20 protein-coding genes are annotated in these 18,386 nt (G+C 71.2%); 10 read left to right on the forward strand and 10 right to left on the reverse strand.

Annotated features, from left to right (window positions below; translation table 11 throughout):
• Positions 1-47 precede the first annotated feature (47 nt).
• On the reverse strand, positions 48-1,004 hold the full coding sequence (locus ACQ143_RS06455; RefSeq protein ID WP_449569881.1) for an SDR family NAD(P)-dependent oxidoreductase: 957 nt from the start codon (positions 1,002-1,004) through the stop codon (positions 48-50).
• A gap of 42 nt (positions 1,005-1,046) precedes the next feature.
• On the opposite strand from ACQ143_RS06455, the gene ACQ143_RS06460 reads away from it, so the two are divergent.
• Complete coding sequence (locus tag ACQ143_RS06460) at positions 1,047-1,856, forward strand: HAD-IIA family hydrolase (protein WP_449569882.1); 810 nt, start codon at positions 1,047-1,049, stop codon at positions 1,854-1,856.
• A 228-nt stretch (positions 1,857-2,084) separates the two neighbouring features.
• On the opposite strand, the gene pyrE is transcribed toward ACQ143_RS06460, so the two are convergent.
• Positions 2,085-2,666 (reverse strand): orotate phosphoribosyltransferase, encoded by a 582-nt coding sequence (gene pyrE / locus ACQ143_RS06465; RefSeq protein ID WP_449569883.1) that lies wholly within the window; start codon positions 2,664-2,666, stop codon positions 2,085-2,087.
• Positions 2,667-2,853: 187 nt separating this feature from the next.
• On the opposite strand from pyrE, the gene ACQ143_RS06470 reads away from it, so the two are divergent.
• The 3 genes from ACQ143_RS06470 to ACQ143_RS06480 are packed head-to-tail and all read left to right on the forward strand — an operon-like array spanning position 2,854 to position 6,687.
• Positions 2,854-4,398: a Re/Si-specific NAD(P)(+) transhydrogenase subunit alpha gene (locus ACQ143_RS06470; protein WP_449569884.1), complete on the forward strand. Its 1,545-nt coding sequence runs from the start codon at positions 2,854-2,856 to the stop codon at positions 4,396-4,398.
• The gene (gene pntB / locus ACQ143_RS06475) at positions 4,395-5,798 is read left to right on the forward strand and encodes a Re/Si-specific NAD(P)(+) transhydrogenase subunit beta (RefSeq protein WP_449569885.1); all 1,404 of its coding nucleotides are present in this window, start codon (positions 4,395-4,397) and stop codon (positions 5,796-5,798) included. Before ACQ143_RS06470 ends, pntB begins: the two co-directional genes overlap by 4 nt.
• Positions 5,799-5,841: 43 nt before the next feature.
• Entirely contained in the window at positions 5,842-6,687 is an 846-nt protein-coding gene (locus tag ACQ143_RS06480; RefSeq protein WP_449569886.1) for an exodeoxyribonuclease III, read from the forward strand.
• A gap of 114 nt (positions 6,688-6,801) precedes the next feature.
• Here the strand turns inward: ACQ143_RS06480 and ACQ143_RS06485 are convergent, their stop codons facing one another.
• The 3 genes from ACQ143_RS06485 to ACQ143_RS06495 are packed head-to-tail and all read right to left on the reverse strand — an operon-like array spanning position 6,802 to position 9,628.
• Positions 6,802-7,326, reverse strand: a complete 525-nt coding sequence (locus ACQ143_RS06485) for a hypothetical protein (RefSeq protein ID WP_449569887.1) — start codon at positions 7,324-7,326, stop codon at positions 6,802-6,804.
• Position 7,327: 1 nt separating this feature from the next.
• Positions 7,328-7,858: a CoA transferase gene (locus ACQ143_RS06490; RefSeq protein ID WP_449569888.1), complete on the reverse strand. Its 531-nt coding sequence runs from the start codon at positions 7,856-7,858 to the stop codon at positions 7,328-7,330.
• Positions 7,859-7,897: 39 nt separating this feature from the next.
• The gene (locus tag ACQ143_RS06495) at positions 7,898-9,628 is read right to left on the reverse strand and encodes an FAD-dependent oxidoreductase (protein WP_449569889.1); all 1,731 of its coding nucleotides are present in this window, start codon (positions 9,626-9,628) and stop codon (positions 7,898-7,900) included.
• A gap of 58 nt (positions 9,629-9,686) precedes the next feature.
• Between ACQ143_RS06495 and ACQ143_RS06500 the strand changes: the two genes are divergently transcribed.
• Entirely contained in the window at positions 9,687-10,295 is a 609-nt protein-coding gene (locus ACQ143_RS06500) for a helix-turn-helix domain-containing protein (protein WP_449569890.1), read from the forward strand.
• Between the two features lie 7 nt (positions 10,296-10,302).
• Here ACQ143_RS06500 and ACQ143_RS06505 read toward each other — a convergent pair whose 3' ends face one another.
• Both ACQ143_RS06505 and ACQ143_RS06510 read right to left on the reverse strand, forming a co-directional pair.
• Positions 10,303-10,920 carry a dihydrofolate reductase family protein gene (locus tag ACQ143_RS06505; protein ID WP_449569891.1) on the reverse strand — a complete coding sequence of 206 codons (618 nt, stop codon included), beginning with the start codon at positions 10,918-10,920 and terminating at the stop codon, positions 10,303-10,305.
• A 12-nt stretch (positions 10,921-10,932) separates the two neighbouring features.
• On the reverse strand, positions 10,933-11,271 hold the full coding sequence (locus ACQ143_RS06510) for a VOC family protein (protein WP_449569892.1): 339 nt from the start codon (positions 11,269-11,271) through the stop codon (positions 10,933-10,935).
• A 95-nt stretch (positions 11,272-11,366) separates the two neighbouring features.
• Here ACQ143_RS06510 and ACQ143_RS06515 point away from each other — a divergent pair, with 95 nt between their 5' ends.
• From ACQ143_RS06515 to ACQ143_RS06530, 4 genes are all read left to right on the forward strand, one after another.
• Complete coding sequence (locus tag ACQ143_RS06515; RefSeq protein WP_449569893.1) at positions 11,367-12,638, forward strand: sensor histidine kinase; 1,272 nt, start codon at positions 11,367-11,369, stop codon at positions 12,636-12,638.
• The gene (locus ACQ143_RS06520; RefSeq protein ID WP_449569894.1) at positions 12,635-13,324 is read left to right on the forward strand and encodes a response regulator; all 690 of its coding nucleotides are present in this window, start codon (positions 12,635-12,637) and stop codon (positions 13,322-13,324) included. The genes ACQ143_RS06515 and ACQ143_RS06520 overlap by 4 nt, the downstream gene beginning before the upstream one ends.
• A 106-nt stretch (positions 13,325-13,430) precedes the next feature.
• Positions 13,431-14,315, forward strand: coding sequence for an ABC transporter ATP-binding protein (locus tag ACQ143_RS06525; protein WP_449569895.1), 885 nt, complete (start codon positions 13,431-13,433; stop codon positions 14,313-14,315).
• Positions 14,312-15,412: an ABC transporter permease gene (locus ACQ143_RS06530; protein ID WP_449569896.1), complete on the forward strand. Its 1,101-nt coding sequence runs from the start codon at positions 14,312-14,314 to the stop codon at positions 15,410-15,412. The genes ACQ143_RS06525 and ACQ143_RS06530 overlap by 4 nt, the downstream gene beginning before the upstream one ends.
• Before the next feature lie 82 nt (positions 15,413-15,494).
• Here the strand turns inward: ACQ143_RS06530 and ACQ143_RS06535 are convergent, their stop codons facing one another.
• The 3 genes from ACQ143_RS06535 to ACQ143_RS06545 all read right to left on the reverse strand — a co-directional run bounded on the left by ACQ143_RS06535 (position 15,495) and on the right by ACQ143_RS06545 (position 17,935).
• Positions 15,495-16,070 (reverse strand): NADPH-dependent FMN reductase, encoded by a 576-nt coding sequence (locus tag ACQ143_RS06535; protein ID WP_449569897.1) that lies wholly within the window; start codon positions 16,068-16,070, stop codon positions 15,495-15,497.
• Positions 16,071-16,199: 129 nt separating this feature from the next.
• Positions 16,200-16,622: an arsenate reductase ArsC gene (locus ACQ143_RS06540; protein ID WP_449569898.1), complete on the reverse strand. Its 423-nt coding sequence runs from the start codon at positions 16,620-16,622 to the stop codon at positions 16,200-16,202.
• Positions 16,622-17,935 carry an NAD(P)-binding domain-containing protein gene (locus ACQ143_RS06545; RefSeq protein WP_449569899.1) on the reverse strand — a complete coding sequence of 438 codons (1,314 nt, stop codon included), beginning with the start codon at positions 17,933-17,935 and terminating at the stop codon, positions 16,622-16,624. The genes ACQ143_RS06540 and ACQ143_RS06545 overlap by 1 nt, the downstream gene beginning before the upstream one ends.
• A gap of 87 nt (positions 17,936-18,022) precedes the next feature.
• Between ACQ143_RS06545 and ACQ143_RS06550 the strand changes: the two genes are divergently transcribed.
• Complete coding sequence (locus tag ACQ143_RS06550; RefSeq protein WP_449569900.1) at positions 18,023-18,373, forward strand: metalloregulator ArsR/SmtB family transcription factor; 351 nt, start codon at positions 18,023-18,025, stop codon at positions 18,371-18,373.
• Positions 18,374-18,386: the final 13 nt, after the last annotated feature.

Raw genomic sequence — 18,386 nt, forward strand, 5'->3', positions numbered from 1 at the left:
GCGCTTTATGGCGGCGGTGGGTCAGCCGGCGCTCACGGCGGCGTGCGTCAGCGGCGCTTGCCGGCCTTGCGCGCCTTCTCGAACGGCCAGGGCACCCGGGTGGCATGCTCGCAGTAGTGCCACATGCGGGCGGCGACGTCGCGATCGCGGGTGATCCGCGGGACCACCGTCGCGCGGGGCTTACCGTGCACGCCGCGCGCCGGACCCCAGTACTGACCGCCCTCGACGGCCGGGTCGACCAGGGCGCGCACGAGCGACTGGGCGCCGCGCTCCTTGGACTGCGAGATCGGTGCCTGCAGGTTGTCGCGGAAGCGCTTGCGGCGGCTGGGCTCGTTGACCCCCGCGATGCCGCGGGTGCGACCGCCGATCGAGTACCCGGGGTGGGCGACGACGCTGGCCACCGGCACGTTCTCGGCGCGCAGCCGCCGGTCGGCCTCGAAGCCGAGTGCCGTGGTGGCCACCTTCGACTGCACATAGGCGCGCCACGGCGTGTACCCGTTCTCCAGCTCGGGATCGATGGGGTCGTACTGCCACATCGCCGTCGACATCGAGCCGATCCACACCATGCGTCCGTGGGCCGCGGCCAGCGACGGCAGCATCTCGCCGGCCAGCGCGTAGTGGCCCAGCACGTTGGTCGCGAAGACGAGCTCGTGCCGGTCGGCGGTGGTCTGCCGCTGCGCCGGCGGGTGCACGATGCCGGCGTTGAGCAGCACGCCGTCCAGGCCCGTCCGGCCCCGGGCGGTCGCGGCGGCGGCGCGGATCGATCCCAGGTTGCTGGTGTCCAGCACGAGCGTCTCGACCGCGGCATCCGGAACCTGGCGCAGCAGCGCCGCGCGCGCGGCGGCGAGCCGGTTGGGATTGCGGCCCGTCATCACCACGCTCGCCCCGGCGCCGGCCAGCTGCAGCGACGCGAAGAAGCCGAGCCCGGCGTTGGATCCGGTCACCAGGTACCGCCGCCCGTGCAGGTCGGGAAGGTCGGTCGGGTCCCAGGTATCGCGTGCCACAGCCCCGACACTACGTGCCCGCCGCCCGGATAGGCTGGCCCCATGCGGACACGCGCCGATATCGACTGCTGGCTGACAGACATGGACGGCGTCCTCGTCCACGACAACCGCCCCATTCCCGGCGCCGCCGAGCTGCTCGCGCAGTGGCGCGACACCGGCACCCCGTTCCTGGTGCTGACGAACAACCCCATCTTCACCCCGCGGGATCTCAGTGCCCGCCTGGCCCGGTCGGGCCTCGACGTACCCGAGGACCGCATCTGGACCTCGGCCCTTGCCACCGCCGAGTTCCTGCGCTCGCAGCATCCCGGGGGCACGGCCTTCGTGATCGGCGAGGCGGGGCTGACCACCGCGCTGCATGAGGCCGGGTTCGTCATGACCGAGACCCAGCCGGACTACGTCGTGGTCGGCGAGACCCGCCAGTACTCGTTCGAGGCGATCACCCTCGCGATCCGCTTCATCAACGCCGGGGCCCGCTTCATCGTCACGAATCCGGATGCCACCGGCCCCACCCCGTCGGGCGTGGTCCCGGCCACGGGGTCGTTCGCCGCGCTCATCACCCACGCGACCGGCAAGACGCCGTATGTGGTCGGCAAGCCGAACCCGATGATGTTCCGGTCGGCGCTGAACCGCATCGGCGCGCACTCGGAGTCGACCGGCATGATCGGCGACCGTATGGACACCGACGTCGTGGCCGGCATAGAGGCGGGCCTGCACACGATCCTCGTGATGACCGGCATCTCCGACCGTGCAGAGGTCGAGCGGTATCCCTTCCGCCCCGACGAGATCGTCGACTCGGTGGCCGACCTCATCGCGGTCGAACCGCTCGAGTCCGAGATGCCGGAGATCCTGTAGCGATGAACGAGTTCGAGCAGACGCTGCTGTTCGCCGCGACCACGGTCATCCTCGTGGGCACGCTCGTCGCCTTCGCGGTCCAGTACTTCCGCAACCGCGACCGCGACTGACCCCCGCGCGCCCCTGCGCGCGAGACGCCTACATTCGTGCGAACCGCCTAGCTCTGTGCGGCCCGCAGCTGGGCGGCTCGTACAGAAGTAGGCGGCTCGGCGGGCGGGCGGCGGCGGCTCAGACCTGGGGGGACAGACCCAGGTCGTCGAGGTCGATGGCGGCCAGCCACTGCAGCCCGGCGGCTTCGACCGCCGCCTGCGCGCCGGTCTTGCGGTCCACGACCACCGCGACGGCCACCGGTTCGGCGCCCTCGCGGCGCAGCGCTTCGACGGCCTTCAGCGCAGACTGCCCCGTGGTCGAGGTGTCCTCCACAACGACGACGCGCTTGCCCGCCACATCGGCGCCCTCGATCTGACGGCCGCGGCCGTGGTCCTTGGGCTCCTTGCGCACGACGAAAGCGTCCAGGGGCCGGTCGGTGCGCGCCGACTCGTGCATGATCGCGTTGGCGATCGGATCGGCGCCCAGGGTCAGTCCACCCACGGCGACGACGCCGTCGATGCCGCCGATGAGGTCGAGCATGATGCGGCCGATCGCGGGGGCGGCGCGGTGATCGAGAGTCAGCCGCCGCATGTCGACGTAGTACGAGGCGAGCTTGCCCGACGACAGGGTGAACTGCCCGTGGAACACCGCCTCCCGCCCGATGAGCTCGATGAGCTTCTGGCGGTCGGCTTCGAGTTCGGGGGTCGCGGCGACGGTCATGTCCCCGAGTCTACGGATGGCGCCCGCGCGCCGCGCACACCGGCATCCCCGCGCAGATCGTGACGAAATGGAAAGAGTCGCGATTCTTATCGCGTAATCCGGCGGATGGGGTCTTGACTGGTTCCTAGAGTCGGAAGTCGGCCCATTCGCGGCCGTACGATTGTGCCACCCGAACCCGAGGAGCCTCATGACTCAGATCGGCATCGTCGCCGAACGTCCCGGCGAGCGCCGCATCGCGGCCTCCCCGCTCACCGTGACCAAGATCCGCGAGCTCGGCTATGACGTCGTCGTCGAGTCCGGCGCCGGCGACGCGTCGTCGTTCCCCGACGAGGCGTACGCCGAGGCCGGCGCCACGATCGTCACGCGGGAGGCGGCCTGGGCGGCACCGATCGTGCTAAAGATCAACGCCCCCGAGCCCGACGAGATCGCGCTGCTCCAGCCGGGTGCCACGCTGATCGGCCTGCTCAGCCCGGCCCTGCGTCCGGACCTGCTCGAGGCTCTCGCAGCCCGCGGGGTGACCGCGCTGGCGATGGATGCCGTTCCGCGCATATCCCGCGCGCAGTCGATGGATGTGCTCAGCTCGATGGCCAACATCTCGGGATACCGGGCCGTGGTCGAGGCCGCGCACGAGTTCGGCCGGTTCTTCACCGGCCAGGTCACCGCCGCCGGCAAGGTGCCGCCGGCGAAGGTGCTCGTCGCCGGGGCGGGCGTGGCGGGGCTGGCCGCGATCGGCGCCGCGTCGAGCCTGGGTGCGATCGTGCGGGCCACCGACCCGCGTCCCGAGGTCGCCGACCAGGTGCGCTCGATCGGCGGTGAGTACCTCGAGGTGATCGTGCCCGACGAGCAGAAGGAGGTCTCGGCCGACGGCTACGCCAAGGCGACCAGCGAGGCCTACGACCGACGGGCCGCCGAGCTGTACTCCGAGCAGGCCGCCGAGGTCGACATCATCATCACGACCGCGCTCATCCCCGGTCGCGCCGCACCGCGGCTGATCACCGCCGCCGACGTGGCGCTCATGAAGCCCGGCAGCGTCATCGTGGACATGGCCGCCGCGCAAGGCGGCAACGTCGAGGGCTCGGTGCACGGCGAACGTGTCGTCACCGACAACGGCGTGATCATCCTGGGCTACTCCGATCTGGCCGGGCGCCTGCCGCAGCAGGCCTCGCAGCTGTACGGCACGAACCTGCTCAACCTGCTCAAGCTCCTGACCCCCGGCAAGGACGGCACCCTCGTCGTCGACGCCGAGGACGTCGTGCAACGGGCGGTCACCGTCGTGCAGGACGGCGCGGTGACCTGGCCGCCCCCGCCCGTGCAGGTCTCAGCGGCGCCGGCGGCCGCCGCACCACCACCTGAGCCCCCCGCCCCCAAACCCGCGATGTCACAGGCGCGCAAGTCGGTCCTGATCGCGGTGGGGATCGCCGCGCTCTTCCTCGTGTGCGCCTTCGCACCCGCGCCGCTGCCGCAGCACTTCCTGGTGCTGACGCTGTCGGTCATCATCGGCTTCTACGTCATCGGCAAGGTCGCCCACGCGCTGCACACCCCGCTGATGAGCGTCACCAACGCCATCAGCGGCATCATCGTCGTCGGCGCCATGGTGCAGATCACCGTGGACAACCTGCTCGTGCAGGTGCTCGCGGCTGTCGCCGTGCTCGTGGCCAGCATCAACGTCTTCGGCGGATTCGCGGTCACCCGCCGCATGCTCGCCATGTTCCAGAAGGGGGCCGACAAGTGAGCGTCGCGGCATCCATCGCCGGCGCGGCATATATCGTCGCCGCCCTGCTGTTCGTCCTGAGCCTCGCCGGGCTCAGCAAGCATGAGACCTCCCGGCGCGGCGTCGTCTACGGCATCGTCGGTATGACGATCGCGCTGCTGGCCACCGTCGCCCTGACCGCCGCCGGCGCCTGGGGCGAACCCGCCGGAACACTCGGCCTCATCCTGCTGGTGGTGGCCGTCGCCATCGGTGCGGCCATCGGCCTGTGGCGCGCCCGCGTCGTCGAGATGACCGGGATGCCGGAGCTCATCGCCCTGCTGCACTCGTTCGTCGGCCTCGCGGCCGTGCTCGTCGGGTGGAACGGTGCGCTGTACGACACCGGCCTCACCGGTGCCCTGGCCGACATCCACCATGCCGAGGTGTTCATCGGCGTGTTCATCGGCGGGGTGACCTTCACCGGATCGATCGTCGCGTTCCTGAAGCTGTCGGGCCGGATGAGCTCCAAGCCGCTCATGCTGCCGGGCAAGAACGTGCTCAACCTCGGTGCGCTGGTCGTGTTCCTCGCGCTCACCGTCTGGTACGTGATCACGCCGGTCCTGCCCCTGCTGATCGCCGTGACGGTACTCTCCCTGGCGCTGGGCTGGCACCTGGTCGCCTCGATCGGCGGCGGCGACATGCCCGTGGTCGTGTCGATGCTCAACAGCTACTCGGGATGGGCGGCCGCCGCGGCGGGCTTCCTGCTGAACAACGACCTGCTGATCGTCACCGGTGCGCTGGTCGGCTCGTCGGGTGCGTACCTGTCCTACATCATGTGCAAGGCCATGAACCGCTCGTTCCTGTCGGTCATCGCAGGCGGCTTCGGCATCGAGGCGCCGCGCGGCGACGACGGTGAGCAGGGGGAGCACCACGGGATCGATGCGGCCGCGGTGGCCGACCTGCTGGCATCCGCCTCGTCGGTGATCATCACCCCCGGCTACGGCATGGCCGTCGCCCAGGCACAGTACCCGGTCGCCGAGCTCACCGAGCGCCTGCGCGCGAAGGGTGTCGAGGTGCGCTTCGGCATCCACCCGGTTGCCGGCCGCCTGCCCGGCCATATGAACGTGCTGCTGGCCGAGGCCAAGGTGCCGTACGACATCGTGCTCGAACTCGACGAGATCAACGACGACTTCGCGAGCACCGCGGTCGTGCTCGTCATCGGCGCGAACGACACGGTGAACCCGGCGGCCGCCGAAGACCCCGGCTCGCCCATCGCGGGGATGCCGGTGCTGCGCGTGTGGGAGGCCGAGCAGGTCGTCGTGTTCAAGCGCTCCATGGCCTCGGGCTATGCGGGCGTGCAGAACCCGCTGTTCTTCCGCGACAACGCGCACATGCTGTTCGGCGACGCCAAGGAGCGGGTGGAGGACATCCTCCGCGCCCTCTGACACGAGGACGGCGACGTCGGTCGCCGCTCTTATGCTGGATGCCATGCGGCTTGCCACCTGGAACGTCAACTCGATCCGCGCGCGCGTCGTGCGCACCGTCGACTTCGCCGTGCGCGAGAACATCGACGTGCTCGCGATGCAGGAGATCAAGTGCAAGCCCGAGCAGTTCCCCTACGAGCCGTTCGAAGAGGCGGGGTACCACGTCGAGGCGCACGGCCTGAACCATTGGAACGGGGTCGCGATCGCCAGCCGCTCGCCGATCGAGGACGTGGAGTATGCCTTCCCGGGCATGCCCGGGTTCCTCAAGGGTCACGAGGGGCCCGACGCCCCGCAGGAGGCCCGCGCCCTCGGGGCGACCATCGACGGCGTGCGGGTGTGGAGCCTGTACGTGCCCAACGGACGCACGCTCGGCGACCCGCACTACGCCTACAAGCTGCACTGGCTCGACGCACTGCGCCAGTACACCGCCGACACGCTGGCCGCGCACCCCGACCTCCCGCTCGCGCTGGTGGGCGATTACAACATCGCGCCGACGGACGCCGACAACGGCGACCCGGCCGTGGTCGAGGGTGTTTCGACGCACGTGTCGCCGCCCGAGCGTGACGCCTTCCGCGCGCTGCTGGATGCCGGCCTCGCCGACACCGTGCGCCCGCTCATCCCCACGGGCTTCACGTACTGGGACTACCAGCGCCTGAAGTTCCCCCGCAATGAGGGCATGCGCATCGACTTCATCCTCGGCTCGCGGGCGTTCGCGGACGCCGTGGTCAGCGCCGAGATCCACCGCAACGAGCGCAAGGGCGAGATCCCGAGCGACCACGTGCCCGTCGTCGTCGACCTCGACCTGGGCGGCGGCGCCGAAGACGACGACGTGCCGATGATCTTCGGCTGACCCGCCCGCCCGCGCTCGCGCGCGCCTGTTTGTGCGCGCTCGCGCGCGCCTGTTTGTGCGCGCTCGCGTGCGCCTGTTTGTGCGTGCGCACGCCCGCTCGCGCACGCCCGCAGGTCACGAACTTCGCAGAATCGCGCGAACTTCGGATCGAAACGGCCCGATCAGTGCGAACTTGGTGCGTTTCTGCGAACTTCGTGTCGCTGCCCGGCATCCGACCGCAGGCCGAACACCACGTCGGCGCGTGCGATGGTCACACTGGCCACGCTCCGCCGCCCTGCCAGCCACGCACCGCGTCGAGGGATGCGAGCAGGCCCGCTTCGCCGACAGCGCCCGCCCGCCGTCGCGCGACACCGCGGTGGTCACCCGGATCCACGGGATCGTCACAGCCACGCGTCCCCGCCCGCGCCACACGGGCAGCGCGACCAGCAGTTCGTCGTAGGCGAGCTGACCGGCCGGGGTGTACCGCACCCCCGTGACGCCGACGACGGCGCGCCCGGCGATCGTGACCGGCCGCGCGCCGACCGGCGCATGCTCGGCCACCGCGCGGGGCAGCTCACGGACGGGCACGAGGAAGACCGACACCACGAAGTCGCCGCGCAGCCGCCAGGGCTCGGGCGGGTATCCGGCGGCCGTCACCACGTCACCGCGTCCAGTCCCGCAGCACCGCCGCGGGGTCGTCGAGCTCGGACCGCGGCGGCTGCACACGACCGGCCGGCGTGCGGGAGAACCGCGGCGCCGGGGCGGCCTGCACGACGCCGTCCGACTCGATCATGGTGCCGCGGGCGGCGACATGCGGATGGGCCGCCACCTCGTCCAATCCCAGCACCGGCGTCACACAGGCGTCGACGCCGGCGAACAGCTCCGCCCACGCGTCCCGCGGGCGTTGGGCGAACGTGTCGGCCAGGCGCTGCCGCAGGGCGGGCCAACCCGCGGTGTCATGCTGCGCGGAGGCGACCTCCGCGGCATCCGGCCACCCCAGAGTGTGCACCAGGGTGCGGAAGAACTCCGGCTCGAGCGCACCCACGGCCACCCAGCCGCCGTCGGCGCACGCATAGGTGCTGTAGAAGGGCGCGCCGCCGTCGAGGAGGTTCGCGCCCCGCTCGTCGGCCCACCGGCCGACGCCGCGCAGCGACCAGACCAGCTGTAGCAGCGAAGCCACTCCGTCGACCATGGCCGAGGCGGCCCGCGCCGGACCGAGCCGCGCGGCGCGTCACCGTACCCCCTCGGCACGGGAGACCTCCGATGCCCCGGCAGCTCCCGGCCGCAGCTGTGGCAGCGGCAGCCGCAGCGCGCCGGGAGCCGACGCCGGCACGACCGGGTGGTGCGGTGCGACCGGGTCGATGCGCCGATAGGCGGCGCCGAGGGGCGGGCGCGGGTCAGGCTCGCCCTTGTTGGGCCACAGGCTCATCGCCCGCTCGGCCTGCGCGGTGATGGTCAGCGAGGGGTTCACCCCGAGGTTGGCGCTGATGGCCGATCCGTCGGTGATGTGCAGCCCGTCGTAGCCGAACACGCGCTGGTAGGGGTCGATGACGCCGTCGCTCGGCGACGTGCCGATCGCGCAGCCGCCGATGAAGTGCGCGGTCATCGGGATCCCGATCAGATCGGCCGAGGTGCCCCCGGCGACGCCGTCGATGCGCGCGGCCAGGTCGCGTGCGACGCGGTGCGCGGTGGGGATCCACTCAGGGTTCGGCTCACCGCGGCCTTGCTTGGAGGTGAGCCGCCGGCCGAACAGGCCGCGCGTGAGGAACGTGGTGATGGAGTTGTCGAGCGACTGCATGACCAGGACGATCACCGACTGCTGGGCCCAGCGGCGCGGAGCGTGCAGGGTGAGGGCTTTGCGCCACCCCAGCCGGCGGTAGGTGCGCACCGCGGCGCGCCACCGCGGCATCCCCTCGACGGGGTCGACCAGGTGCGCGTTCAGCACCGAGAGCAGGCTCGACCCGCGCCCGTAGCGCACCGGCTCGACGTGGGTGTGCGCGTCGGGGTGGAACGAGGAGGTGATCGCCACCCCGTCGGTGAAGTCGGCGTCGCGTCGGCTCGAGCGGGCCGACAGCACGGCCTCGGAGTTGGTGCGGCTGAGTTCGCCGAGGCGGTCCGAGAGCCGGGGCAGGCCGCGCCGCTTGAGGCGGTGCATCAGGGTCTGCGTGTTCAGCGCGTTGCCGGCGAAGACGACGTGCTCGGCAGTGACAGCGAACCGGCGCAGGCGATTGCCGGTGCGGTGCCCGCCCACCCGGTAGCCGCCCTCGGGTTCGGGGCGCACGTCGGTGACGGTGTGCCGGGCGAAGATGCGGGCACCGGCGCGCTGCGCGAGCGGCAGGTAGTTCTTCACGAGGGTGTTCTTGGCGTTGTGCCGGCATCCGGTCATGCAGGCGCCGCAGTCGATGCAGCCGGCACGCTCGGGACCGATGCCGCCGAAGTACGGATCCGCGCTGATGGCGCCGGGTCCGTCGCCGAAGAAGACGCCGACGTCGGCCGGGTGGTAGGTGTCGGCCACGCCGTAGTCCTCGGCGAGTTCGGCCATGAGGGCGTCCAGCCGCGACCGGCCGGGATACGTCACGACGCCGAGCATGCGCTTGGCCTGGTCGTAGTGCGGTGCGAGCTCGGCCCGCCAGTCGGTGATGCCGGCCCACTGCGGGTCGCGGTAGAAGTCGTCCAGCGGTTCGTACAGCGTGTTCGCGTAGACGAGCGACCCCCCGCCGACCCCGGTGCCGCTGGCGATGAACACGTTGCGCAACAGGGTCAGGCGCATGATGCCGAAGCATCGCGCCACCGGCATCCACAGGTAGCGGCGGATGCGCCAGCTGGTCTCGGGCAGCTCGTGGTCGGCGAACCAGCGCCCCTGCTCGAGGACGGCGACCGAGTAGCCCTTCTCGGCCAGGCGCAGGGCGGCCACGCTGCCCCCGAATCCCGAGCCGATCACCACGACGTCGTAGTGCGTCATGTCCGGAGGCTATCGCACACTGTTGACACTCTGCCAATGGGCGATCAGACTGACGCTCGTGTCGGCGAAGAAGAGTCCGGATGCCGGGGGCGACCCGGCCGCGGCACGCCTCCGCCTCTCGCCGGACGAGCGCCGGGCGCAGCTGCTGACCGCGGCGCGGCGCCTGTACGCGCAGCGGCGCTACGACGACGTGTCGCTCGAGGAGCTCGCGGCGGCAGCCGGCGTGGCCCGCGGCCTGCTGCACCACTACTTCGGCTCGAAGCGCGAGCTGTTCCTGGCAGTGATGACCGACTCGGTGCGGCTGCCGGTGCGCGAGCTGCCCGACCTGGCCGGCCTCGACCTGCCGGAGCGCGCCCGGGTCACGATGGCGTGGATCCTGGACGGCGCGCGCACGTACGGGCAGGACTGGGTGAACGCGTCGGGGGCGGAAGGCCCCGCCGGCGGCGGCGACGTGCAGGCCCTCGTCGACGTGGCCGACGACAACGCCGCGCGGTTCGTGCTCGATGCGCTGGGGATGCCCGACGACGAGGCGCTGCGCGCCCGGCTGCGCCCGGTCGCGCCGTTCGTCAAGGCGCTGTGCCGCGAATGGCTGCAGCGCGGCACCCTCGACCATGACGACGTACTCGAGGCCGCCACCCAGGCGGTGCTGCAGGCCGTCCGGCGCTGAGCCGGCCTCAGGCCCCCTCCGCGTCCATCTCGCCGGTGATGACCGGACCGGCCGGTGCATAGCGCAGGCGCACGGCCCCGGACTCCGAGGTCACCGGCGGCGCGATCAGCCGCAGGGTCGACGGCACCGCCCCGTCGGGGAACACCTTCTTGCCCTGACCCAAGACGACGGGGTACACCCAGAGGCCGAGTTCGTCGTACAGGCCCGCGCCCAGCAGCTCCCGGGCGAACTCGACGCTGCCGATCACGTGGGTCTCGCGGTGGCGGTCCCGCAACCGGGCGATCTCGGCGCCGAGGTCCGCGTCGAGCTGTGAGGTGCCGGCCCATTCCAGTGCCGGCCGACCTCGCGAGGCCACGTACTTCGGCACCCGATTGAGCACCTCGGCGATGGCGCCGGACTGGTGTGGCCAGTACCCGGCGAAGATGTCATACGTGCGCCGGCCCAGCAGCAGCGCATCCATCCGGCCGATGCCGGCAGTGATCAGGTCGCTGCTCGTGCGGTCGGCGAACGGTGCCTGCCAGCCGCCGAACGCGAACCCGTCCGACGGATCCTCCTCGGCCCCGCCGGGCGCCTGGGCGACGCCGTCCAGCGTCGTGAAGATGTCGATGACGATGCGTCCGGTCATGGAGCCTCCCCCTCAGGCGAGTCCGGCGATGTAGGCGTCCGGGCCCTCCTCCGCCGCCTGCGGCTCCATGTAGACGAACTCGATGCCGTTGCCGTCGGGATCGTCGAGGTCACGGGAGTACATGAACCCGAGGTCCTGCGGCTCGGTCGGTTCACTGCCGCCGGCGGCCAGGCCCGCGGACAGCGTGGCATCCACGTGTTCGCGCGAGTCCCGGCTGATCGCGATGAGCACCTGTGCGTGGGTGGCGCGGTCGATCATCTTCTTGTCGGTGAAGGTGGCGAAGTACTCGTCGGTCAGCACCATGAAGAAGATGTTGTCGTCCCACACGATGCGCGGTGGGGATGATCCCACCCCCACAGCATGAAAAGCGCACGTCACCCTGTCAAGGGGTGCGGCTCCCCCGCACGACGGATGCCGGGGCACGGCGCCCCGTCTAGCGTGGAGGGATGAGCACGCCCTCCCTCCGGCAGCGTCCGACCGCCGCCGAGCTGCGCAACGACTACTGGCTGGCGCTCGCGCTGCTGGTGAGCGCGATCATCTCCACGACGCTCGGGGAGATCGCCGGGGTCTACGGCGACGAGGGCGCCGAGATGGGGGCGAGCCTGATCTACTGCCTCGCCCTGACGGCGCCGATCGCGGTGCGCCGGCGCTACCCCGAGGTGGTGCTCGTGGTCGTGGCGGTCGTGTTCTTCGTGGCGGTGACCCTGCGGATCCCCGACCTGTATGTCAGCAACATCGTCGTCTTCATCGCGATGTACACGGTGGGAGCCTGGGTCGACGATCGGCGACGCGCGACGATCGTGCGGCTGGTGGTCATCGCGGGCATGTTCCTGTGGCTGCTGGTGGTCACCTTCCAGGAGGCGACCTCGGGCGAGGACACCGGGATCTCCCACGCGGGACTGTTCTCGCCGTTCGCGGCGTATGTGCTCATCCAGTTCCTCATCAACGCCGGCTTCTTCGGGGGCGCGTACTTCTTCGGCGAGCGCGCTTATGCGCAGGCGCAGCAGCGTGCCGCGCTCGAGCAGCGCACCGCCGAGCTCGAGCGGGAGCGCGAGCTGAGCGCGGCTCAGGCCGTCGCCCTCGACCGCGTGCGGATCGCCCGCGAGCTGCACGACGTCGTCGCCCACCACGTCTCGGCGATGGGGGTGCAGGCCGGGGCGGCCCGCACGGTCGTCGAGCGCGATCCCGCCGCCGCGAAGACGGCGCTGGCCGCGGTCGAGCAGTCGGCGCGGTCGGCGCTGACGGAGCTGCGCCAACTGCTGGAGACCCTGCGCACGCCCGACGGCGACGTGCCGGGCGGGTCGACCCTGCACCTGTCGGCCCTGCCCGACCTGGTCGCCCATGCCACCGACAACGGCCTGCCGACGACGCTCACCATCGTGGGCGACGAGGTCGAGGTGAGCGACCTCATCCAGGCAAATCTCTACCGGATCGCGCAGGAGGCGCTCACCAACGCCCGCCGGCACGCCGGCCCGGCCGCCGTCGCCGACGTGCGCCTGCGATACGCGCCCGACGCGATCGAACTCGAGATCACCAACACCGGGCGGGTGCCGCTCGCCGGGCGCGCGGGACTGGGCCTGGTCGGCATGCGCGAGCGTGCGGTCGCCTCCGGCGGGGTGCTCGAAGCCGGGCCACGCGAGCGCGGCGGCTTCCTCGTGCGGGTGCGCCTGCCGCTGCCCGCACCGGTGGCCGCGGCGACGAGCGGTGCCGGCTCATGATCCGGGTGCTGCTGGTCGACGACCACGCGGTGATGCGGGCCGGGTTCCGCATGATCCTCGAGGCCGCCGGCGACATCGAGGTGGTGGGCGAGGCGGCGACCGGGCGGGAGGCCGTCGCCCTGGCATCCACGGTGACGGCCGACGTGATCTGCATGGACGTGCAGATGCCCGACATGGACGGGCTCGAGGCCACGGCGCAGATCGTGTCCGACCCGACGGCGACCGCCGCGGTGATCATCGTGACCACCTTCGATCGTGACGACTACCTGTTCCAGGCGCTGGCCGCCGGCGCGAGCGGATTCCTGCTGAAGAACGCGGGGCCTGAGGAGCTCGTCGCCGCGGTGCGGGTGGCCGCCGCCGGCGATGCCCTGCTGGCCCCGGCCGTGACGCGCCGGGTGATCGAGCGCTTCGCCGCCGCCGGAGCATCCGGCGACCCGTCCCCGGCCCCGGCGCGGCCAGCGGTGGCCACCGCCGAGGAGGTCCCGACGATCGCGACCCCGCTGACCGAGCGCGAGGCCGAAGTGCTGCGCCTACTCGCCCAGGCCCTGAGCAACGCCGAGATCGCGGAGCGGCTCTATATCGGCGAGGCCACGGTGAAGACCCACGTCTCGAACGTGCTGGCCAAACTCGGCGCCCGCGACCGGGTCGCCGCGGTCGTCTACGCGCACCGCCACGGCCTGGCCTGACCGTCGCTCCCCCGCCCGGCGGAACCGGCAGGATCCACCCCACGGGGGAGGTGGTGGCGACCCTCGGACCGTAGCGTCGAAGCATCACCACACCGAGGAGGAGCGGATGCTCGAACTGAGCGGGATCACCAAGAGCTACGGCACCCGCCGTGTGCTCGACGACGTCGGGTTCACCGTCGCCGACGGGCGGCTCACCGGCTTCGTCGGCGGCAACGGCGCCGGCAAGACGACCACGATGCGCATCGCCCTCGGCCTGCTGGCCCGCGACGCCGGCGAGGTCACGATCGACGGCGCACCGGTCACCGCCGCCGACCGGCGCCGCTTCGGCTACATGCCCGAAGAGCGCGGGCTCTATCCGAAGATGCGCGTGCTCGAGCACATCGTCTACCTCGCCCGGCTGCATGGCTTCAGCCGCGCGGATGCCACGACCCGCGCGACGGCTCTGCTCGAAGAGCTGGGGCTCGGCGAGCGCCTCAACGACAACGTCGAGACCCTGTCGCTGGGCAACCAGCAGCGGGCGCAGATCGCCGCCGCACTGGTCCACGACCCCAAGGTCCTCATCCTCGACGAGCCGTTCAGCGGCCTCGACCCGCTCGCGGTCGACGTCGTCGCCGGGGTGCTGCAGGGCCGCGCGGCCCAGGGCGCCGCCGTGCTGTTCAGCTCGCACCAGCTCGACGTCGTCGAGCGGCTGTGCGACGACCTCGTCATCATCGCCGGTGGTGCGATCCGGGCCGCCGGCGGTCGCGACGCGCTGCGTGCCGCACACGCACAGCGGCGGTTCGAGCTCGTGTCGGCGGGCGACGCCGGGTGGCTGCGCACCGAGCCGGGCATCGAGGTCATCGACTTCGACGGCGGGTACGCCCTGTTCGACGCCGACAGCGACGCCACCGCGCAGCGGGTGCTGCGCCGCGCCGTGGAGGCAGGGGACGTCGCCAGCTTCGCGCCGCAGCATCCCTCCCTCGCCCAGATCTTCAAGGAGGTCATCCAGTGAGCACCCCCGCTCTCGCCCCCTCGTTCGCGCAGAGCGTCTGGCTCGTCACCGAGCGCGAGGTCGCCTCGAAGCTGCGCAGCAAGGCGTTCGTGATCTCCACCGCGATCACCTTCGTGATCTTCCTGGCCGGCATCGTCTGGGCCGGTTTCTCCGCGCAGAGTCCCGAGCGCACCCCGGTCGCCGTCACCGCGGACACCATCGCGGTCGTGGCCGACCTGGACGACATGCTCGACGTGACCGAGGTCGCCTCGGCCGACGAGGCCCGCGAACTGGTCACGGAAGGCGAGGTCGACGCGGCGATCGTTCCCGGCGGCACCGACCCGTTCGACTACACCGTGGTCGGCGCCGACAGCGTGCCCTCGTCACTGATCAACGCACTGAGCGTGGCCCCGCCGGTCGAACTGCTCAGCCCCGCGCAGACCGACGACTTCCTGCGGTACATCGTCTCGTTCGGCTTCGGCATCGTCTTCTTCATGGCGGCGCTGTCGTTCGGCGCGACGATCGCCCAGTCGGTGGTCGAGGAGAAGGCGACCCGCGTGGTCGAGCTGCTGCTGTCGGCCATCCCGGTGCGGGCGCTGCTGGCCGGCAAGGTCCTCGGCAACACGATCCTGGCGATGGGCCAGGTGGTCGGCATCGCGGTGATCGCGGTGATCGGCCTGACCGTCACCGGGCAGGGCGAGCTGCTGACGGGCCTCGGCGCCCCGCTCGTGTGGTTCGCGGCGTACTTCCTGTTCGGCTTCATCCTGCTGGCGGCGCTGTTCGCGGCCGCCGCGGCCATGGTGTCGCGTCAGGAGGACATCGGCGCGACCACGACGCCGCTGATGTTCCTGATCATGGCGCCGTACTTCCTCGTGATCTTCTTCAACGACAACCCCGTCGTGCTGTCGATCATGTCGTACGTGCCGTTCTCGGCGCCGGTGGGTATGCCGGTGCGGGTCTTCCTCGGCGAGGCGCAGTGGTGGGAGCCGATCCTGTCCCTGCTGATCCTGCTGGCCACCTGCGTCGCGGCCATCGTCGTCGGCGCGAAGATCTACCAGAACTCGCTGCTGCGGATGGGCGCGCGGGTCAAGCTCACCGAGGCGCTGAAGTCCTCGTGAGCGGATGCCGGAGCACCGGCATCCTCGCTATGGGAAACGCCCCGGCTGTCTGAGGACGGCCGGGGCGTTTCATATACGCCGGTCAGGCGACGGCGACCTCGCGGGTCGAGACCACGCGCTCGATGAGCGTGGCGAACGCGGTGAGGTAGGAGGTGAGGAACTCGGCGGTCTGCGCGTCGGTGACCTCGCCGTCCTCGGTGAACAGGCCCGGCAGCGACTGGATGTAGCCCTCGGGCTGGCCGAGCGTGGGCGCGTTGTAGTGGCTGAGGATCGCCTTCAGGTGCTGCTGCGCGGCCGCGGTGGCGATGCCGCCGCCCGAGGTGCCGATGACGGCGGTGGGCTTGCCGTCGAACGAGGCCTGGCCCCACGGGCGGGCCGACCAGTCGAGGGCGTTCTTGAGCACACCGGGGATCGAGCGGCTGTACTCGGGCGTGATGATGATGACGCCGTCGACATCGGCGATGGCCTGCTTGAAGTCGCGCGCGACCTGCGGGTAGTCGGCGTCGTGGTCGGGCGAGTAGAACGGAAGGTCCTTGATCGGGATCTCGACCAGCGTGGTGCCCTCGGGGGCGAGACGCTCGAGCGCCTTGGCGAGGCGACGGTTGATCGAGGTCGACGAGATGCTGCCGACGATGTAGCCGATGGTCCGGTCGGTCATGTGTGTGCTCCTGACAGAAAGAAGGGCGCCCGCGTCCGCGGCCGCCGTGGTCGTACACACCCCTCAACACCTGCCCGCGTGATCTATTCCCGCGTATGAAGAAGATGACGAGAAGACGCGGCGCGGGTATCACGCCGTGGGGTCGGTGGGGACCAGCCCGGCGATCAGCGTCTCGACGCGGGCACGGATCTCGTCGCGGATCGGGCGGACGGTCTCGATGTCCTGGCCGGCCGGATCGGCGAGCTCCCAGTCCTCGTAGCGCTTGCCGGGGAAGATCGGGCACGCGTCCCCGCAGCCCATCGTGATCACGACGTCCGATTCGCGGACGGCGTCGACGGTGAGCACCTTCGGGGTGCCTCCGGCGATGTCGATGCCCTCTTCCGCCATAGCGGCCACGGCGACGGGGTTGATCCGGTCCTTCGGTGCGGACCCGGCCGAGCGCACCTCGATCCGGTCGCCGGCGAGGTGCTGCAGGTAGCCGGCGGCCATCTGCGATCTGCCGGCGTTGTGCACGCAGACGAACAGGACGGTGGGCTTCTCACTCGCAGTCATCAGCAGCACGTCCCCCCGCCGAGGTCGGTCGAGCATACTCCGGTCGCCGGCAGGGTGAGCTGAACCTGGCTCGCCGCGGCCATGTCCCCGGCCAGCCACGCGGTGATGGACCGGACCTGTTCGTACCCCGTGGCCAGCAGGAACGTCGGAGCGCGGCCGTACGACTTCATGCCCACGAGGAAGAACCCCGACTCCGGATGCCGCAGTTCCGCGAAGCCGTGTGGGGCCACCGTGCCGCAGGAATGCAGGTTCGGGTCGATCAGGGACGCCAATCGCGTGGGGGCCTCGACGATGTCGTCCAGCTCCAGGCGCACCTCGCGGAGCATGGACAGATCCGGACGGAAGCCGGTCGCATTGACCACGACGTCGGCGTCGAGGAACGCTTCTTCGCCGTGACGTCGCCCGATCAGCCGGATGCCCTCCGCGTGGCGCTCGACCCGGGAGATCTCGAACGAGTCGACGAGGCCGATGCGGCCGGTGCGGACGAGCTGGTCGACCCGCGACCCCAGCTGCGCGCGGTCGGCGAGCTCGTCGTCGGGCGAGGCGGAGACGCGGACGGCCGAGGGATTGCGGATCAGCCACGTGACGCGCGTGGCCGGCTCGTCCTCGGCGAGCCGTGCGAGGGCGATGAGCGTGTTCGCGGCGGAGTGCCCCGCGCCGACCACGACGGTGTGCCGGCCCGCCAGCGCCGCTCGGTCGACGCCGAGGACGTCCGGCAGCGCGTGCAGGACGAGGTCATCGACGTCCGCTGCGCCGATCGGGTCCAGTCCCGTCGAGGCGAGCGGGTTCGGCGTGGTGTAGGTACCGGACGCGTCGATGACCGCCCGCGCGGTGATCTCGTACAGGGTGCCGTCGTCAGCCCGCACACGCAGCAGGAACGGGGTCTGGGCGCGCCCCGCAGTGCGGGTCCGGTCCATGCCCTCCCGGGTCACCGCCACGACGCGGGAACCGAATCGGATCCGCGGCGCGATCTGCGGCAAAGTTGCAAGCGGCGCGAGGTAATCGTCGACGAGCTCGCGCCCGGTCGGTGCCCGGCCCTCGTCGGCGGGGGCGACCCAGCCGGCGGCCTCGAGCAGCCGGCGCGAGGCGGGGTCGATGAGGTGCCGCCAGGGCGAGAACAGCCGCGTGTGCCCCCAGAGGCGGACCGAGGCGGCGACCTCGCCACCGGCCTCGAGCACCGTGAAGTCGATGCCCTGCTCCACGAGGTGGGCCGCCGCGGCCAGTCCGATCGGACCGGCGCCGATGACGGCCACCGGCAGCGTCGCCAGCCGGTCGCTCGTGGCGGCACGCGGGGTGAGGTCGATCAGAGTCATGAGGGTCGCTCCGTCAGATATCGATGAACGTCGATGCTCAGTATCATCCCCGTATCGATACCTGTCAATATCGACTACTGTCTATGTATGGTCAGGATGCTCGACGTCACCGACGTCTCCCCCACCGCGTGCGCCACGCCGCTGGTGCGCGAGCCGCTCACGCAGCCGGACGCCGAGAGCCTCGCCGTGCGACTGAAGGCACTGGCCGATCCCGCCCGCCTGCGACTGCTGTCGATCGTCGCCGCGTCCGCCGGCCAGGAGGCGTGCGTGTGCGACCTGACCGATCCGATCGGTCTGTCCCAGCCGACCGTCTCGCACCACCTCAAGGTGCTCACCGAGGCCGGGTTCCTCAGCCGGTCCAAGCGGGGGACGTGGGCGTACTACCGCCTGGTCCCCGACGCCCTGCAGCAGGTCTCGGGGCTGCTGGCGCCCGCCTGAAGCGGATGCCGGC

This window comes from Microbacterium pollutisoli, assembly GCF_053586795.1.

Coding starts and splice junctions, on each gene's coding strand:
- ACQ143_RS06550 (WP_449569900.1), top strand. CDS start 18,023: ATGGTCAGGATGCTCGACGTCACCGACGTCTCCCCCACCGCGTGCGCC.
- ACQ143_RS06525 (WP_449569895.1), top strand. CDS start 13,431: ATGCTCGAACTGAGCGGGATCACCAAGAGCTACGGCACCCGCCGTGTG.
- ACQ143_RS06480 (WP_449569886.1), top strand. CDS start 5,842: ATGCGGCTTGCCACCTGGAACGTCAACTCGATCCGCGCGCGCGTCGTG.
- ACQ143_RS06490 (WP_449569888.1), bottom strand. CDS start 7,858: ATGGTCGACGGAGTGGCTTCGCTGCTACAGCTGGTCTGGTCGCTGCGC.
- ACQ143_RS06540 (WP_449569898.1), bottom strand. CDS start 16,622: ATGACTGCGAGTGAGAAGCCCACCGTCCTGTTCGTCTGCGTGCACAAC.
- ACQ143_RS06470 (WP_449569884.1), top strand. CDS start 2,854: ATGACTCAGATCGGCATCGTCGCCGAACGTCCCGGCGAGCGCCGCATC.
- ACQ143_RS06535 (WP_449569897.1), bottom strand. CDS start 16,070: ATGACCGACCGGACCATCGGCTACATCGTCGGCAGCATCTCGTCGACC.
- pyrE (WP_449569883.1), bottom strand. CDS start 2,666: ATGACCGTCGCCGCGACCCCCGAACTCGAAGCCGACCGCCAGAAGCTC.
- ACQ143_RS06460 (WP_449569882.1), top strand. CDS start 1,047: ATGCGGACACGCGCCGATATCGACTGCTGGCTGACAGACATGGACGGC.
- ACQ143_RS06520 (WP_449569894.1), top strand. CDS start 12,635: ATGATCCGGGTGCTGCTGGTCGACGACCACGCGGTGATGCGGGCCGGG.
- ACQ143_RS06515 (WP_449569893.1), top strand. CDS start 11,367: ATGAGCACGCCCTCCCTCCGGCAGCGTCCGACCGCCGCCGAGCTGCGC.
- ACQ143_RS06505 (WP_449569891.1), bottom strand. CDS start 10,920: ATGACCGGACGCATCGTCATCGACATCTTCACGACGCTGGACGGCGTC.
- ACQ143_RS06545 (WP_449569899.1), bottom strand. CDS start 17,935: ATGACTCTGATCGACCTCACCCCGCGTGCCGCCACGAGCGACCGGCTG.
- ACQ143_RS06495 (WP_449569889.1), bottom strand. CDS start 9,628: ATGACGCACTACGACGTCGTGGTGATCGGCTCGGGATTCGGGGGCAGC.